The sequence below is a fragment of the Tenacibaculum amylolyticum genome, assembly GCF_964511145.1.
Taxonomy (GTDB): domain Bacteria; phylum Bacteroidota; class Bacteroidia; order Flavobacteriales; family Flavobacteriaceae; genus Polaribacter; species Polaribacter amylolyticum.
This window is the reverse complement of the sequence record NZ_CAZEFZ010000011.1, coordinates 87,875-105,756: the sequence shown is the minus strand read 5'-3', so window position 1 is coordinate 105,756 and position 17,882 is coordinate 87,875. Positions and strand designations below refer to the sequence as shown.

The following is a 17,882-nucleotide window of genomic DNA, read 5'->3' as shown; positions in this document are numbered from 1 at the left end:
AAAAAGGGGTAAAAAAAAGGGTAAGAATAGTTGTTAAGAAACTTTTAGAAGAATACTCGATCTTTATAAAAAACAGAAAATTAAGAAATTTAAAAAAACCTTAAACCTTTGTAAATACTGAGAAAAACACACTTTTTTGTTACAAAAAGTTATCAGATTGAAAGGATTTTTACAAAAAGCAATTTAAGCAAAAATCACCCAAAACGGGTGATTTTTTGTATTTAACATTTTTATGTTTGCTATTTTAAAAGTGCTTTTACTTTATCTGGAAAATCGGTAAAACAGCCATCTACATTGGCATCATATAGCAGTACTTCAACATGTTCTGGAAAGTCTTTGAAATCTCCTAGTTGATCTGCTCTCAAAGTATACGTATGAACCTTTAGTCCTAATTTATGGGCATCGTTTACCAAAGAAGTAAATATCCACTTTCCATCTTCTTTTTTATCTATGATTTGTTTATACCACGGACCTATTCCATCTGCATATGTAGCAAATTGTTCTAGGTGTTTTGTCTCTTCTGGAAACTCAACTAATTGTACTAAAAACAAGTTAGAGTTTAGTTCTTTTCGTACGCGTTCTAATTCTTTTGCATCAAAACACTGAAAAACACAGTTGTCTTCTTTTGTCTTATAACCATAATTAGATAGAATATCTAACGTAATTTTAGCAATATCTTTTCCATTTTGATGATGAAAGGCTGGATTTTTAATTTCTGGATAAATTCCAATGTTGTTGCCTGTGCTGCTATTTAAGCCTTGAATTAATTCAATTTCTTGTGATAAAGAATGTAATTTGAAATTTCCTTTTCCTTTCGGAAATCGATTAGAGTAGAATTGTTTTCCTGTTTTAGGATCGAAGCGTTCTGATACGTTTAATTCTTGTAATTCATCAAAAGTAAAATCGATTACATAATAACGTCCATCTGCTCGTTTTCTATTTGGAAATTTAGTAGCTACATCTGTTACATCATCTAAATAAATATCATGAATTACCACTGGAACATCGTCTTTACTCAACACCAAATCCTGCTCTATAAAATCTGGATGCATTGCATAAGCCATTGCTTTGGCTTCCATAGTATGTTCTGGTAAATACCCTGAAGCACCACGATGTGCTACTACAACTTTTTTATTCATAGATGTATCATTCAAATTAGGTTTTGTAGCTTGTTTACAACTCCAAAAAGATAAGAAAGCGAATACTCCAATTACATATCGCATAGTATTGCTATAGTTTAATTAAAAGTCTTTATAAGTGTGGTTATAAATTTAATTCTAAAATATTAATTGCTTTTGTTATTTAACGGTATTATTAAAAACTAATCTCTATTTCGCTGTATATCGCTTTAAACTTTTCTTTTTGCAGTTCTGACAACTTATTCTCTCTCATTTCTATTCTTTTCATTACCTCTGAAAACACTAATTTTTCTGGTACTTTACTAATCTGATTATAAGAAAGACCTATAGATTCTAGTTTTAATAATTTTTGAAAACAATTAGGTACTTCTTCTAGCATATTATGTTCTAGTGATAAACCACTTAATTTTTGTAATAATAAAAAAGAGCTAGGAAGTTCTTTTATTTCTTTATCCATTAAATCTAAGTAAGTTATATTTTGTAAAAATGCTACTTTTTCTTTATCTGATAAATCTACCTTAGAACTACGATAACCATAAATTGCTCTTTTACTTAACAACCAATCAAATAGATTTAGATAAGCATCTATATTTTCTTCTTTAATATTTTTAGCTAATTCTGCTAATTGTTCTTTTCTTTTAGAAAGTAACTCTAATCCATATTTTTCAGCTAAACTTTCCTTTTCATCTTCATCAGTACCATAACAATAAACTCCTGTACACCAATCTCCTAACTCAACAATTACATCATTTAACATAGTTACTCCAAAACCATGTTCTTCATCCCATTTACATTCTCCTACTATTCCATAGTATGCTATTCCATTTTTATTCTCTGAATGAATAATAATTTTTTCTATAGTTATATTTTTCCATGAATTATTTAATTCAAAATAGCTTTCAGGTTTTAATCCATAACTATTGTAAATGTCTTCTAAAACTTCTCTCTCTTCGTAAATATATTGTTTAATGTTACTTACGATCTTATCTGCATTATTGAGTATATATTCACATGTTTTTAACTGTTCTGAAGTTGGTTCATTTTTTTCATCTTCAGTATCTGCAAACTCAATTATAGTTTCTTCTGTATTTGAAAATGCATTTATTAGTGTCTCTATAAATACTCCTTCTTCTCTTTCAAGTAACTCTGTGATTTTTGACTTCATATTAATTTTTAATTTAAAATATAGTAAAGTTTATTAATTGTTTTCTAAAATATAGACAATTCAGTTTCGGTTGTAAAGGTTTCTAAAAATTGCATTCCTCTATAAGAGTTTCCTTTTTCGTTTAGTTTTGGACTCCAAACTGTAATACAGTATTTCCCTGGATATACCGCTACAATTCCGCCACCAACACCACTTTTTCCTGGTAAACCTACTTTAAAAGAGAATTCTCCAGATTCATCGTAAAACCCACAGGTTTGCATAATTGCATTGATTCTTTTGGATTTGCTGGTACTTAATACTTTCTTTCCTTTTGTTGTTCTAAAATCATGATTTGCTAGAAATAAAAAGGTTTTAGAGAGTTCTTGGCAACTCATTTCTATAGCACATTTATGAAAATAAAAATCTAATACTTCATTGGGATCGTTTTCTATATTTCCAAACGATTTTATAAAATTACAAAGTGCTTTGTTTCTATAACCTACAGAAGCTTCTGATTTTGCTACTGCTTCTGAATATTGAATTTGATCAGAACCACAAATCTCTCTAACATAATTCAAAAAGTCTTCTTTAGGGTTTTCTAAATGACTTACCAACATATCGCTAATTACCATAGCTCCGCTATTCATAAATGGGTTTCTAGGAATTCCATTATCTGATTCTAACTGCACCAAGGAATTAAAAGGAGTTCCTGAAGGTTCTACACCAACACGCTCCCATATTTCATCTCCAAATGTTTTATATGCGAAACTAAGTGCTAATACTTTAGAAATACTTTGTATGGAGAATTTTGTTTGCCAATCGCCAACTCCGTGCTCTTCATTATTTACAGATAAAAAACATACACCAAAATTATCTGGATTTACTTTGGCTAATTCTGGAATATATGTGGCTATAGCTCCTTTATTTTCTTTTGATGCAATCTCTTTATAAATTCTTTCTAAGACTTCTTTACAATTCATTATTCGTATGTTTTTACAGTTTTTAAAAATATAGAAAACTTAAGTTTTTTATATGAATTAGATAATTATAAAGTCCATATGAGTTCTGAATACTAGTTTTTTTTGGAACTTGAAAGCCTTTCTAATACATTTGCAATTCAAAAAAAATTAAAAACTATGAAATATCTATCATTGCTATTGGCTTTGGCTTTATTTATTTTTTCAGGATGTTCTTCAGATAATGGAACAGAAAATACACAACCTAACACTACTATTCCTATTAATTTAGATGCTAGTTTAATACAAAAAGGACCTTTTCTTCAAGGTTCGACAATTTCAATTCAAGAATTGAACGATGATCTATCCTTAACAGGTAAAACATATAGTACGGAAACTATAGACGACTTCGGTTCTTTCAATTTTAATGCGGAAATTGAAAGTAATAAAATCGACATTTCTGCCACAGGTTTTTATTTTAATGAGGTTTCTGGGGAATTATCAGATGCTCCGCTTACTTTACGCACTTATGTAGAGTTTAGTGATGAAAAAGTCATTAATATTAATATATTATCTACTTTAGGTCGTAAACGAATTAAGTATTTAATTCTAAATGAAGAGAAAACTTTTTCTGATGCTAAAATTCAGGCTGAAAAAGAAATACTAACTGCATTTAATGTTACTGAATCTATTCAAGAAAATATTAATATTGATTTTAATGAGATGGATATTAGTAAATCTGGAGAAAACAATGCTATCCTTTTAGCTATTTCTGCAATTGTTCAAGGGAATAATTCTGTAGCAGAATTAGGAGAGTTTATTTCTAAAATAGCAGATGATTTAGAAACTGATGGAATTATTAATAATAATCAATTAACAGAGGAAATTACAAACAATAGCATGAGTTTAGACTTAACTATTGTTCGTCAAAACCTAATTAATAGATTTGAAGAACTCAATGTGACTTATACAATTCCTGAATTTGAGCAGTTTGTTGATTCAGATGGGGATGGTATTTTAAATACACACGATACCAGTTTAATTTATCCTAAAAATGAAGTTAACAATACTAAACCTGAGTTTTCATGGTCTGCTAGCAACGTTACTGGTACAAAATATCATTTCCAATTAGCATCAAATAATGATTTTACTACAATATTAATAGATGAGGAAAACCTTACAGAAACAACTTTACTTTCAACTATTATTTTAGAAAATAATAAAGAATATTTTTGGAGAGTTAATGCTCTAGATGAAAATGGAAATGAAACAGCATGGAATACTACACAGTTTTCTGTTTTGTTAAATAAAATCGTTTTAGTTAGTCCAAACACTACAATAAATAATTCACAACCTGAATTTAGTTGGGAAGCAAGTAATTTATCTGAAGTTACCTATACAATACAACTTGCATCCGACAGCAACTTTTCTAATTTACTTTTCGAAGAAAGTGATTTAAATACATTATCATACACATCTGAACTTGTATTGCCTCAAAATAATACAAGCTATTTTTGGCGTGTTAAAATTATTGATGCAAACGGAGTTAGTAGTGATTGGAGTTCTGAAGAGTTCTTACTTAATATAGGGAGTATTGAACTTACAAGCCCTATTAACGATATTGTTGGCTCTCCAACTTTTAACTGGAGTACTACAAGTAATTTATCTAATATTTTATATGATATACAAGTTGCCAATAATGCTAACTTTACAAACTTAATCTTTGAAGAAACTGGTTTAACAACAACTTCAGTAGCTTCAAACTTGACTTTGGAAAATAATACAACTTATCATTGGAGAGTACGATTTAAAGATCAAAATGAACTATATACTGATTGGACTACAGCTACATTTAATTTTGTAATAAGAAGTCCACAGTTTTTACCTACCACATATAGCAATACTGAAATCAATAAATTTTTATTAGAGTACGATATTAATGCTTATCCAAACTACGAAAATGCAGGTATTAAAATGCAGATTCAAGTTTCCACTAATTCAAATTTTAGTACAATTGAAAAAGATTTAAACTCATTAGACTTACAATCTAACTACGATATTTGGGATGCAGCTGTAGATGGCTATGGTATTTTTTATATAAGAGCAAGACATGTTACTCCCGATGGCAATACAAGTGAATGGAGGAGTTTAGGGCTAATATCTATTTATGAAGCAGAACTTATAGTTACTGAAAAGATAACAACGTCTACAAGACCAATTATTAAATGGAGTCATTCTGGTGGAGTGGATGGTTTTATTCCAAGTAGCTATAAATATTTAATAGAAGTTTTTGAAGATTCTAATTTAACAACTCTTATAGAAAGTAATACACAACCAATAGCAATTGACACTGCTACTGAATTCCCAGAATATCAAGTTTCTACAGATTTAGATAATAATAAAGATTACTTTTTTAGATTATCTATGATTGATGATAATGATACAGTAATAACATCGATTAGCGATACTATCGTATTTTAACGATAGTAAAATAATTTAGCATCTTTTACAAAAAAGCCCGAAACTTATATAAAGTTTTCGGGCTTTTACAAATAGTTATTATATATAAACTTACTTAATAGGCTCTCTTATCGTTTCCTTCGTAAAAATTAATAAAGGCTTGGTTTACGACACGGTGTCCTCCTGGAGTAGGATAATCTCCTGTAAAATACCAGTCTCCTTTGTGTTTCGGACAAGCTTTATGTAGTCCTTCTACTGTTTGGTAAATAATTTCTACTTCTGCATTTACTTCTTCCGTTTTTAACATTTCTCCAATTTTAGCAGAAATTTGTTCGTCTGTAAATGGTGCATAAATTTCTTTTACAAAATTAATGATGTCTTTGTCTTCATTTACTTGTTGTGCTTTACACTTGTTATATACTTCCTCAACAATATGATATTGATTGGTTTCTTTTAATAACTCTAAAGCGGCTTTAAATGCGATGAAATCACCAATTCTGGCCATATCGATACCATAACAGTCTGGATACCTAATTTGCGGCGCAGAAGACACGACAACAATTTTCTTAGGAGAAAGTCTGTCTAGTATTTTTATAATACTCTTTTTTAATGTTGTACCTCGAACAATACTATCGTCTATAATTACCAAATTATCCGTAGGTTTTACAACTCCGTAAGTTACATCGTATACATGAGCAACTAAATCGTCTCTACTGGTATCATCTGTAATAAATGTTCTTAGTTTTACATCTTTAATCGCGATTTTTTCAAAACGTGGCCTTTCTGATAGAATATCTGTAACTCTTTGAGCCGATAGTTTTCCTCCTCCAGCTAAAATTTCAGCAGTTTTTTGTTGGTTCAATACATCTTCTGCTGCTTCCATCATCCCATAAAAAGAGGTTTCCGCAGTGTTAGGAATGTATGTGAAAACCGTATTCGAAATATCTTCGTTTATCGATTTTAAAACTTCTGAAAACACATATTTTCCTAAGTTTTTTCGTTCTTGGTAAATATCGGCATCACTTCCTCTAGAAAAATAAATTCTTTCAAAAGAGCATGATAGTTTATCTCTCTTTTTAAGGACTCTTTCTAAAGATACTTTTCCTCCTTTTTTAATAATCAATGCTTTCCCTCTTGGTAATTCTTTTACTTCTTCAATAGGAACATTAAAAGTAGTTTGAATTACTGGTCGTTCAGACGCTACAACAACTACTTCATCATCTTGATACCAAAAAGCAGGTCTGATTCCTGAAGGATCTCTTAATACAAAAGCATCTCCATGTCCTAATAAACCAGCCATTGCATAGCCACCGTCCCAGTTTCTTGAAGAACGTTTTAAAATACGTTGAATGTCTAAATGTTCTTCTATAAAAGGAGAGGCTTCTTTTTTATTAAAGCCTGCTGCTTTAGCTTTTACATAGGTGTCTGAAACTTCATCTTCTAGAAAATGTCCTATTTTTTCCATAACAGTAACCGTATCTGTAGCTTCTTTTGGGTGCTGACCTAATGTGATTAATTCTTTCATTAATTCACCTGAATTGGTCATGTTAAAGTTTCCTGCAACAATTAGATTTTTATGTTTCCAATTGCTTTGACGTAAAAATGGATGTACATTTTCAATACTATTTCCGCCATAAGTTCCATAACGTACATGACCTAAAAATAGGTTTCCTATATAAGGCATGTTCTCCTCTTGCCATGCAATATCATCTAACTTATCTTCGTGCTTTTCGAAAATACCATTGATTCTATTGTTTATCTGACCGAAAATATCTTGAATAGGTTGTGTTTTGTTCGAACGAACTCTACTAATGTATCTTGTTCCAGGTTCTACATTAAATTTTATGCTTGCTAAACCAGCTCCATCTTGTCCTCGATTATGCTGTTTTTCCATTAACAAATACATCTTATTTAACCCGTAAAAAGCCGTTCCGTATTTGTCTTTATAATATTGAAGTGGTTTTAATAATCTTACTAATGCTATTCCGCATTCGTGTTTCAGAAAATCACTCATTCTAGTCTTTTGTGTTGTGTTGTTGTGTGTTCGTTTTATAAATAAAAAATCCGCACAATACTGCGCGGATTTTTTTTATTGTAATTCAATATCAAATTGTGTTAGTTGCTTAAACAACTGTAAACGTGTTTGAACTTCGTCTTTTGTTAATGCTTCCATTCGTTGTGTTCCAAATTTCTCTACACAGAACGAAGCTAAATTAGAACCGTAAATAATAGCATTCTTCATATTCTCAAAAGAGTAATTTTCTGTTTTGGCTAAATATCCACAGAAACCTCCTGCAAATGTATCTCCTGCTCCAGTTGGATCAAAAACTTCTGCTAATGGTAATGCTGGTGCATAAAACATATTATCATCGTTAAATAATAAAGCTCCGTGCTCTCCTTTTTTAATTACCACATATTTTGGACCCATTTCATGAATCTTCTTCGCTGCATTTACTAAAGAATATTCTCCACTTAACTGACGAGCTTCTTCGTCGTTAATGGTAATTACATCTATTCTTTTTAATACTTCGTGTAAATCGTTTAAGGCAATATCCATCCAAAAGTTCATTGTATCTAATACAACTAATTTTGGTCTTTCATTCATTTGGTCTAATACAGAAGCTTGTGTTAACGGATGTAAGTTTCCTAACATCACAACTTCAGCATCTTTAAAAGATTCTGGTACTACAGGATTAAATGTTTCTAATACATTCAACTCTGTTATTAATGTATCTCTAGAGTTCATATCGTTATGATATTTACCACTCCAGAAAAACGTTTTTCCGTCTTTAACGATTTCTATTCCTGTTGTATCAATTCCTTTTCCTTCCATCATATCTAAATACGATTGAGAAAAGTCTCCACCTACTACAGAAACGACTCCTGTTTGTACTCCAAATTGAGATGCTGCTAACCCAACAAAAGTTCCAGAACCTCCTAATATTTTATCTGTTTTACCAAAAGGTGTTTCAATTGCATCGTAAGCAACAGTTCCTACTGCTAATAGTTTACCCATTTATTAATTTTTATCAGTAATTTTGCACATGAATTGTACAAAACAATTTATAAAGTGCAAAAATAGTTCTAAAAAATGACTATCAAAGAAATACAAGAAGAAATTATCGATGAGTTTTCAATGTTTGAAGACTGGATGGAACGATATGAATACATTATTGAGTTAGGAAAATCGCTTCCTTTGATTGATACACAGTATAAATTAGATGAAAATTTAATTAAAGGTTGTCAGTCGAAAGTGTGGATGTACTCTGAGGTTGAAGACGACAAAGTAAAGTTTACAGCCGATAGCGATGCCATTCTAACAAAAGGAATTGTTGCGTTATTATTACGTGTTTTTTCCGACCAAACGCCAAAAGATATTTTAGAAGCAGATACTGCTTTTATTGATGAAATTGGTTTAAAGGAACATTTAAGTCCTACAAGAGCCAACGGATTGGTTTCTATGGTGAAACAAATTAAAATGTATGCGATTGCGCAACAAAGTAAATTATCAAGTTAATTTGAAATTATGTTTTTTAAAATTAAAACTAGAATTCTATTAATAATAGCTCTTTTGTTATTGATTAAATGTGGTAGTAAGAAAACTGCTATTTCAAATTACAATAAAAAAGAACCCAAATTATTAATATCGTATATAAAAACATCTACTAAAAATGGTAAAGCTAACGGTTCCATATATGAGTACAAATATCTTTATGATAGTTTAAATAGACCTATCTCTCTTTTGGTTAAAAAAGATAAAAAGCCTAATGGCTACTCCAAGATAATTTATCATAATAATCAAAATATAATTGAAAAATATGATGTTAGTGGAAAGAAAATAGAAGTTAAAGTTATAGAGTATAACGAAGGTCTTCCTAAAAAAATCAATTATTTTGATGGTACTAAAAAAGTAAAATCAGAAAATTATTTATACGATTCCATAGAAAGACTAGTTCAAATTAAAACAACACGTTATAAAAAAGTAAAAATGGATTCGGTTATTACTTTTTTAAATTTTAAATATTTAAAAAATAATAAAGTAGAAGAGTTAGGTAAATACGGCGTGTTAAGTTTAAGGGAATTCGACACATTGAAAAGCCCATTTACTAAAATACCTTATAGAAGGTTAGACGCTAAACCATTGAATAATCTAATTTCGTATAAAAGTTTCCATGGTGGAGACCTTTCTTCAAACATAATTAATTCTTATGATGAAGATGGTTATTTGATAAAAGTCGTTCACGAGTTTTATAATGCTTCACAAACCTATACAACAGAATACAAATACAACAAATAAATGACAGAAGATCAATTAGAAGAGTTAGGAGATAAAATAGTGCGTGTATTAAAAACAATATACGATCCAGAAATTCCTGTAGATATTTATGAGTTAGGATTAATTTACGATGTTTTTGTTTCTGAAGAGAATGATGCAAAAATTTTAATGACATTAACTTCACCTAACTGTCCAGTAGCCGAAACATTACCTGTAGAAGTTGAGGAAAAAGTAAAAACATTGAAAGAAATTAATGATTGCGAAGTAGAAATTACTTTTGATCCTACTTGGACTCAGGATATGATGAGTGAAGAAGCAAAATTAGAATTAGGTTTGTTATAACAATGGCAGATGAAATTATAAATAGAGTAGCTAATAGTAAGTTAATTACTGTTGATTTAGAAGATTTTTATCCAAAAGGTAACCGTGTGTTGTTTGATATTTCCGATTGGTTATTTGAAGGCTTACTTTTACGAGAAAAAGATTTTAGACAATCTGTAAAACAACATGATTGGTCTCAATATAGTAATGCTTTTGTTGCTTTATATTGTGCTACCGATGCTATTATCCCTTCTTGGGCTTACCTATTAGTAACCGCCGAACTTAGTAATTTTGCAAAAAAAGTAGTTATTGGTGATTTAGAACTACTGGAAACAGTAATCTATACAGATATCATCAATCAATTACCCGTAGATATTTATACCGATAAACCTATTATTATTAAAGGTTGTAGTAATAAACCCATACCATCAAGTGCTTATACGTTGTTAATTAGCAAAATTCAACCTATTGCTAAATCTATTATGTATGGAGAAGCTTGTTCCACTGTCCCCCTTTTCAAGAAAAAAGCCAAAAAAGCTTAAATTTTAATACATGAAAAGAGTACTACTATTTTTTTTCTTAAGCCTTCCCATATCCCTACTGTCTCAAGAAACTAAAAAGAAAGACAGTATTCCTAAAAAGTGGAATGCACCAACTAAAGTTGCCTTTATTTTAAACCAATCTACTTTTTCAAATTGGGTTGCCGGGGGTACTAACACTGTTGCTGGTAATTTAAATGTTAATCAAGAATTTAACTACAAAAAAAACAATTGGAATTGGGATAATAAAATAACTTCTGCCTATGGTTTAAGTTATGTAGACGGACAAGGTGTTCGAAAAACAGACGATCGATTAGAATACAACTCGTTATTGGGTTACAAAACTAAAAAAGATTGGTATTTTTCCTTTTTTAACAATCTTAAAACTCAATTTTCTAAAGGATACGATTATACTAAAACGCCACAGGTTGCGATTTCTAGCTTTTTTGCGCCTGCTTATTTAAGTTTTGGACCAGGAATGTTATGGAAAAAATCTGAGAATAAGTTTATAAACATTGCACCTTCTACTTCCCGTTTTACTTTTGTTTCTCCTGAATTTTCAGGTAACTATGGGGTAGAAGAAGGTAAAACAAGTAGCTTTGGTTTAGGTTTTAACTTGTCTTCTTATTACAAGTTTAATATTACAGAGAATTTAACCATGGAAAACGTGTTGGCTTTGTATGCTGATTATTTAGATAATCCTCAAAATGTGGATATCGATTATCAAATGAATTTTATGGTTAAAATCAGTAAATACTTCTCTACAAACCTTGGTTTTCACACAATTATAGATGATAATGCTTCTAGTAGAATTCAGTTTAAACAACTTTTTGGATTAGGGGTTAATTATGTTTTTTTATAAGATGTGACTTTTCTATTGTTAAATTGTCTAAATTCATATCAAAACGTAATTTTGCGTAAAAACACACATAATTTAACAAAATGAAAAAACTATTAGCTATCGCTATTGTATTAGGAGGATTCACTCTTTCGGCGCAAGAAAAGAAAGAAGAACCAAAGGATGGGTGGAAAAAAGGAGGAAATATCTCATTACTTTTCAACCAATCTGCATTTAATAATTGGTTAGCTGGTGGTACCAATAGTATTGCTGGTACATTAAACATTAATTATGATTTTAATTATATAAAAGGTGATTGGACTTGGGATAATAAAATCATTGCTTCGTATGGTTTAACCAAATTAAAAGGAGAAGACTTACAAAAAACAGATGATCGTTTAGAGTTTAACTCTTTAGCTGGTAAAAAAGCGCAAGGAAACTGGTACTATTCTGCTTTTTTCAACTTTAAAACACAAATGTCTTCTACAGATGTTAATGGTGTACAACAATCGCACTTTTTCTCTCCTGCATACTTTCAATTTGGTCCTGGTATGTTATGGAAAAAGAGTGATAATTTAAAAGTTAATATCGCTCCAGGTACTTCAAAGTTAGTCGTAGTTGCTAGTGATTTTACAGATGTGCCTGCTGCTGCAGTTGCTGCTTTTAATGCTAATGGTGGTTATTTTGGTGTACAAGCTAATGAGTCTATTCGTTATGAATTAGGTGCTGCAGTGAATGCTTACTACAAGTTTAATTTAATGGAAAATGTTTCTGTTGAGAACATTTTAAACTTATATAGTAACTATTTAGATGACCCACAAAATGTAGATTTAGATTATACTGTTAATGTGGTTATGAAAATTAACAAGTATTTATCTGCAAACCTTGCTTTACAAACTATTTATGACGATAATGCCTTTAGAGGTTTTCAAACTAGAGAAGTATTTGGTTTAGGAGTAAATTATGCTTTCTAACCAATTTCGCAATAAATAATTCAGAACCCCAAGATTATAACTTGGGGTTTTTTATTTTTACAAAAAATTTTAAAATGGGACTATTAATTATTTACGGAGTATTTTCTATCGTTATTTCCTTTTTATGCTCAATATTAGAAGCTGTATTATTAAGTGTTACACCAACATTCATTAATGTAAAAAAGAAAGAAGGAAAGTCTTTCGCTATTGGATTAGAAGAATTAAAAAAAGATGTAGACAAACCTTTAATCGCAATTTTAACTTTAAATACCATTGCACATACTGTTGGAGCTATTTTAGTAGGTTCACAAGCAGAAACAGTTTTTGAAGGAGATTCTAATTCTGGAGTATTAAGCGGAGTGTTTATTGTTTCTGCTATTATGACTGTTTTAATTTTAGTAGCTTCAGAAATTATTCCAAAAACTATTGGTGCTACCTACTGGAAATCTTTAGCTGGTTTTACAACAAGTACTTTAAAGTTCTTAATTTTCATCTTTAAAATTACTGGAATCATTTGGGTACTTCAATTATTTACCAAAATGTTTGGTAAAGGTGGTCATGGAGAAAGTGTTTTAAGTAGAGAAGATTTTTCTGCTATGACAGAAATCGCTGAAAAAGAAGGTGTTTTTAAAGAGAATGAAAGTAAGGTTATTAAGAATATGTTGAGCTTTAAAGATGTTTGGGCCAAACACATTATGACACCTCGTACTGTATTGGTAACCGCAGATGCTTCTCAAACTATTCAATCATTCTTTGATACTAATCCTAAATTACGCTTTTCACGTATTCCTTTGTACTCAGAAAGTCCAGATAGTATCATAGGGTACTTTTTAAAAGATCAGCTCTTAGAAGCTATTATTAAAGGTAAAGGAGACGAGCCTTTATCTTCTATTAAAAGAGATATTATTGTAACTAAAAGAGATCTTCCTATTCCACAACTTTTTGAAAAATTAATCGAACAACGTGAGCACATTGCTTTAGTGGTAGATGAATTTGGTTCTGTAAGTGGAATTGTAACTCAAGAAGATGCTATTGAAACTTTATTAGGACTTGAAATTATGGATGAAAGCGATAATGTAGCAGATTTACAAAGTTTAGCAAGGAAAAGCTGGGAACAAAGAGCAAAACGTTTAGGAATTATTGAATAATTCTTTACTTTTTAATAGTTCATCAACTATATATAAATAAAAAGGCTAAAAGTTTTAAAACTTTTAGCCTTTTTATTTAACTCTATATTCTTACTCATTAAACTGTTATTTTTTACAGCTATCATCATTGCAAAACCTGGTCTAAATCAAATCTAAAAAGAGTATCCAAGTAACCTTTTATTAAGCTACTTACTACAAAGGTTTAACTGCGTTTGGTTTTTGCAATTAAATCCTATTTTACAAGCTTTTTAATGATAAAGCTGATGATTTGCTAGAGTTTTAAAGAACGTCGGTAAAAATCAATAAAAAAGCCCTAGAGGTACATCTCTAAGGCTTTTTTAGTCACAAATTATTACATTCTTAATCGTTAATGATCCAAGATATATAATAAAGCTTTCCTATTTGACCAGTTCCTGGTGCTACTAAATATTCTTTTCCTAATAAGTTTGTTCCTCCAATTTTGAATTTAGACTTTATAGATGGAATACGATAGTTTACTTGTGCATCTATTACAGTTCTAGATGCTACATCTCCTTTTACAAATGGAGAAACCCATCTGTATTTATCTAACCATCTACCGTTTACACTAAATCCAAAGTTTTTAAATAAGTTATCATTACCAAATTGTCCTTTTACAGTATGTTTTGGTGTATTGAAATTTGGCTCAAAGAAACCATTATCTCTATCCTCAACTCTAAAATCTATATAACTATAGTTTAATCCTAAATCAAAAGTTCCAAAGATTTTAGTGTTTAAAGCAATACTTGCTCCGTAAGAGTTAACTTTAGATTTACTGTTAGTTATAATATTAAATTCTTGTACTAATAATTCTCCTGTAGTTGGGTGAACGTTAGTAAATGCAAATTCAGCATACGCATCCCAAACTAAAACACCATCAACAATCCTACCTGCTTGAATAAAAGGATCTGCTAATTCTGCTGCAGTTAATTGTCTATTTCCAAAAGGATATACTTTACCTATTTTAGGAGTAACAACGTCCTGGAAGAAAACAAAATCATTATGGAAACTATAAAAACCATTAACATCGATACTAATATTATTTGTATCTGTAATAGGGAACATACTTCTATATCCTAATTCTATAGTTCGTACTTCTTCTGGCTTTATTTCTTCATGGTCTGATTTGATGAATGTACCAGTAGTATATACAGATTCTGTTAATAATGAATTATTGATAATATCATGTCCATTAATAATACCACCTGTTAAATCAGGTTGTCCTGGAAAAGTTAATGTAATTTCAGTTCCTATAGCAATTCTATCTAAATTGTCTCCAGAAGTACCTACATTAATCTTTCTCCCTGGTTGGTTGAATAAGTATTGTTCTTGTATTGTTGGGTTTCTAAAACCTGTTTGGTAAGATGCTCTAATAATATGGTTTTTATCTTCTCCTAAAGCATAGTTTACAGCAAAACGAGGTGAGTAATTACCATCAAAGTTTTGAGATTTATCGTAACGGATAGATCCTGTTAACTTTAATCTTTCATCTAAAAGTTTTTTCTGAACTTGTGTATAAAAACCATACTCATTTACTTGAATTGCTTCTGTAGCATCGTTAAAAATAGTTCCTCTAGAATTTGGGTTATATTGTCTAAAAGATCCTCCTATTTGAACATCTGCCCAATTATCTAATAAACTAGCAAAATTATAGTTTCCGTCTACGTGTGTATAAGAACTCTTATCAAAAATTTTACTTCCTCCTTCAGTGATTAATGTAGATGTTACACTATTAAATGCAGCATCAAATTCATTTGTTCCTGGTTGGAACCCAAAGCTATCAGCATATGCTCTTGCTCTCTCTAATACTGAAATATCTGCAGTTATATTATTAAAATCTACACCATTGTTTTGTAAACCTATTAAATAATCTACACCCCAGTTACCTGCTGTATTATTTAATCCAGATCTAAACGTAAGTATTGCCCCAGTCGCATCTAAATTATAGGTATTACCTGCATCATTATTTGTGTAATATGTTCTTACATAAAAATTATCTCCTTTAACCTCAAATTTATATTGTCCGATATAGTAATCTCTCTGTGATATCCTAGAAGAATTCCCTTGTAATAAATTGTTACCTAATCCCAATCTACCAGTTAATATTAATTCTAAAGACTCATCTTTGAATGGTCTATAATGTAATGATGCAGAAAATTTTAAATTTTTTGATTTTTCATCCATTAATAAATCTCTTTCTGCAAAACCAGTTCTACTAACTCTAGCATCTTGTGGTAAATTTACATTAAAGAATCTGCGACCTATATCTTGAACACTAATACTTCTATTAAATTCATCTCCGTAGATATTAATTCCATCGTAATTTAGAGGATTATTTATACTACCTGTAGTAATTTCGTTCGTATCAATTAGTTTGTTTCTAGTATCATTTGCTAACCATTCGTTAGCTTCGTAATAAGAGAAATTAACTTTAGCTGCAAAAGCATCACTAAACTTATACGCCATTCTTGTAGAAAGATCGTAGAATAAGTTATTTCCTGCCAACTCTTGACTTGTAACACCTGTTTTAAATAATGTGCTAACCCCAGTGAAATCAAAAGGGTTTTTAGTATTCATTAACAAAATACCATTATAGGCATTGGCTCCATATAAAGCAGAAGAAGCTCCTGGTAATATTTCAACATTGTTAATATCTAATTCTGATACTCCAGATAAATTTCCTGCACTATAGTTTAATGCTGGTACTGCTGTATCCATTCCATCTACCATTTGTACAAATCTTGAATTTGCAAAATCAGAAAAACCTCTTGTATTGATAGATTTGTATCCATAACCACCTTCATTAGATTGAATACCTTTAAGGTTTGCTAATCCATCATAGAAAGAATTAGAAGATGTTCTTCTAATATCTGTTAATCCAAATCTTTCGATAGTTACTGGTGATTCTATAATTCTTTCCGGAACTCTAGATGCTGAAATTACTACTTGGTCTAGTAAATAGCTCTCTTTTAAGATTACATTTACTTTTTGATTTGGTTTTATAATCTCTACATATTCCGTTTGATGTCCGAACGCAGCAACTTCAATTTCTTGTGGAAGTGCTCCTTCTACAGTAATCGTAAACTGCCCATTGAAATCAGATACTGCTATGTTTGAACCACTTGTTATTTTCGCATTATAAAATGGCTCTAAGTACTCATTGTACACAACTCCTTTTATTTTTACTTGTGCAAAAGCCATGCTTGCGCATAAAGTAAAAACAATCATTACTAACTGTCTCTTTAGCATTTTAAAAAATTAATATTTAGGGATTGGAAATTATTCTTCTAGTGAAAAATTGATAGGGAAACCGTATTTTACAGCAACACGCTTTCCGTCTTTTTTACCTGGTGTAAATTTAGATAGTTTAGTTACTACTCTTTTTGCCTCCTCATTTAAAATTTCAGCGTTTTCTGGGCCTAACGTTTTAATGTTTTTCACATCTCCATTTGCATCAATAATAAAACGTACCCAAACTTCACCTTGTATCATGTTTGATACTGCTTCTGCTGGGTATCTAAAGTGCTTTTGAATATGCTTAATCATTTCTGTATTGAAGCAATCTACCATTTCTCCTTTTCTTGCATTTTTACAATCAGAAAACAATGGTAATTTATCTACAGTAGCAAAACGTTCTGCTTTTCTCACTTCTTCTTCAGACAAGCTATTTGTTAATGCTGCAATATCACTTGCTGCACTCTTTCTTTTTAAGTTAAGTTTAGTAGCTATTCCTGATGTAGTTGAAATCTCAGAAACTCCTGTAGTATTCAATTTTCCATTTGATACTACTTCTTTTTTCTTTCTAATTTCTCTCTTTTTTAGGAATCTTCTTTTTGCAGATACTCTAACGGTAATTTGTCTGCTTCTTTTACCTTTTCCTTTTTTTGAAGGTTTTATAGTACACTTAGTGATACTGTTTAAATCTAACGTTTGCTCTTCCGGGGTTTCACAAACTTCTTGACTAACAACATTTAAACAACATAGTAATACTACAATGCATAATTTTATCTTACTCATATCTAAAAAAATCTACTTTTGTAGACGATTAATTGGGGATTGGGGGCGCAAA

Annotated in this window: 15 protein-coding genes; 8 read left to right on the top strand and 7 right to left on the bottom strand. The window is 30.4% G+C overall.

Annotated features, from left to right (window positions below):
• Positions 1 to 239: 239 nt before the first annotated feature.
• The 3 genes from glpQ to ACKTTC_RS05870 all read right to left on the bottom strand — a co-directional run bounded on the left by glpQ (position 240) and on the right by ACKTTC_RS05870 (position 3,263).
• Positions 240 to 1,223, bottom strand: coding sequence for a glycerophosphodiester phosphodiesterase (gene glpQ / locus ACKTTC_RS05880; protein WP_408038866.1), 984 nt, complete (start codon positions 1,221 to 1,223; stop codon positions 240 to 242).
• Between the two features lie 91 nt (positions 1,224 to 1,314).
• A complete protein-coding gene (locus ACKTTC_RS05875) occupies positions 1,315 to 2,304 on the bottom strand; it encodes a leucine-rich repeat domain-containing protein (RefSeq protein ID WP_408038865.1) in 990 nt (329 codons plus the stop codon).
• Positions 2,305 to 2,348: 44 nt separating this feature from the next.
• Positions 2,349 to 3,263 carry a glutaminase gene (locus ACKTTC_RS05870; protein WP_408038864.1) on the bottom strand — a complete coding sequence of 305 codons (915 nt, stop codon included), beginning with the start codon at positions 3,261 to 3,263 and terminating at the stop codon, positions 2,349 to 2,351.
• A gap of 156 nt (positions 3,264 to 3,419) precedes the next feature.
• On the opposite strand from ACKTTC_RS05870, the gene ACKTTC_RS05865 reads away from it, so the two are divergent.
• A complete protein-coding gene (locus ACKTTC_RS05865; protein ID WP_408038863.1) occupies positions 3,420 to 5,720 on the top strand; it encodes a fibronectin type III domain-containing protein in 2,301 nt (766 codons plus the stop codon).
• A 94-nt stretch (positions 5,721 to 5,814) separates the two neighbouring features.
• Here the strand turns inward: ACKTTC_RS05865 and ACKTTC_RS05860 are convergent, their stop codons facing one another.
• Both ACKTTC_RS05860 and ACKTTC_RS05855 read right to left on the bottom strand, forming a co-directional pair.
• The gene (locus ACKTTC_RS05860) at positions 5,815 to 7,713 is read right to left on the bottom strand and encodes an amidophosphoribosyltransferase (RefSeq protein WP_408038862.1); all 1,899 of its coding nucleotides are present in this window, start codon (positions 7,711 to 7,713) and stop codon (positions 5,815 to 5,817) included.
• A 75-nt stretch (positions 7,714 to 7,788) separates the two neighbouring features.
• The gene (locus tag ACKTTC_RS05855) at positions 7,789 to 8,715 is read right to left on the bottom strand and encodes a PfkB family carbohydrate kinase (protein ID WP_408038861.1); all 927 of its coding nucleotides are present in this window, start codon (positions 8,713 to 8,715) and stop codon (positions 7,789 to 7,791) included.
• Positions 8,716 to 8,790: 75 nt separating this feature from the next.
• Between ACKTTC_RS05855 and ACKTTC_RS05850 the strand changes: the two genes are divergently transcribed.
• The 7 genes from ACKTTC_RS05850 (at position 8,791) to ACKTTC_RS05820 (ending at position 13,795) form a co-directional block, all read left to right on the top strand.
• Positions 8,791 to 9,216 carry a SufE family protein gene (locus ACKTTC_RS05850; protein WP_408038860.1) on the top strand — a complete coding sequence of 142 codons (426 nt, stop codon included), beginning with the start codon at positions 8,791 to 8,793 and terminating at the stop codon, positions 9,214 to 9,216.
• Between the two features lie 9 nt (positions 9,217 to 9,225).
• On the top strand, positions 9,226 to 9,996 hold the full coding sequence (locus ACKTTC_RS05845) for a hypothetical protein (protein ID WP_408038859.1): 771 nt from the start codon (positions 9,226 to 9,228) through the stop codon (positions 9,994 to 9,996).
• A complete protein-coding gene (locus tag ACKTTC_RS05840; protein ID WP_408038858.1) occupies positions 9,997 to 10,317 on the top strand; it encodes a DUF59 domain-containing protein in 321 nt (106 codons plus the stop codon).
• Positions 10,318 to 10,319: 2 nt separating this feature from the next.
• Entirely contained in the window at positions 10,320 to 10,838 is a 519-nt protein-coding gene (locus ACKTTC_RS05835; protein WP_408038857.1) for a DUF2480 family protein, read from the top strand.
• Between the two features lie 10 nt (positions 10,839 to 10,848).
• On the top strand, positions 10,849 to 11,697 hold the full coding sequence (locus ACKTTC_RS05830) for a DUF3078 domain-containing protein (RefSeq protein WP_408038856.1): 849 nt from the start codon (positions 10,849 to 10,851) through the stop codon (positions 11,695 to 11,697).
• 80 nt (positions 11,698 to 11,777) lie between these two features.
• On the top strand, positions 11,778 to 12,647 hold the full coding sequence (locus ACKTTC_RS05825; protein ID WP_408038855.1) for a DUF3078 domain-containing protein: 870 nt from the start codon (positions 11,778 to 11,780) through the stop codon (positions 12,645 to 12,647).
• Positions 12,648 to 12,721: 74 nt separating this feature from the next.
• Positions 12,722 to 13,795 (top strand): CNNM domain-containing protein, encoded by a 1,074-nt coding sequence (locus ACKTTC_RS05820; protein WP_408038854.1) that lies wholly within the window; start codon positions 12,722 to 12,724, stop codon positions 13,793 to 13,795.
• A 360-nt stretch (positions 13,796 to 14,155) separates the two neighbouring features.
• Here ACKTTC_RS05820 and ACKTTC_RS05815 read toward each other — a convergent pair whose 3' ends face one another.
• Both ACKTTC_RS05815 and ACKTTC_RS05810 read right to left on the bottom strand, forming a co-directional pair.
• Complete coding sequence (locus ACKTTC_RS05815) at positions 14,156 to 17,062, bottom strand: TonB-dependent receptor (RefSeq protein ID WP_408038853.1); 2,907 nt, start codon at positions 17,060 to 17,062, stop codon at positions 14,156 to 14,158.
• 30 nt (positions 17,063 to 17,092) lie between these two features.
• Positions 17,093 to 17,830, bottom strand: coding sequence for an energy transducer TonB (locus ACKTTC_RS05810; protein ID WP_408038852.1), 738 nt, complete (start codon positions 17,828 to 17,830; stop codon positions 17,093 to 17,095).
• Positions 17,831 to 17,882: the final 52 nt, after the last annotated feature.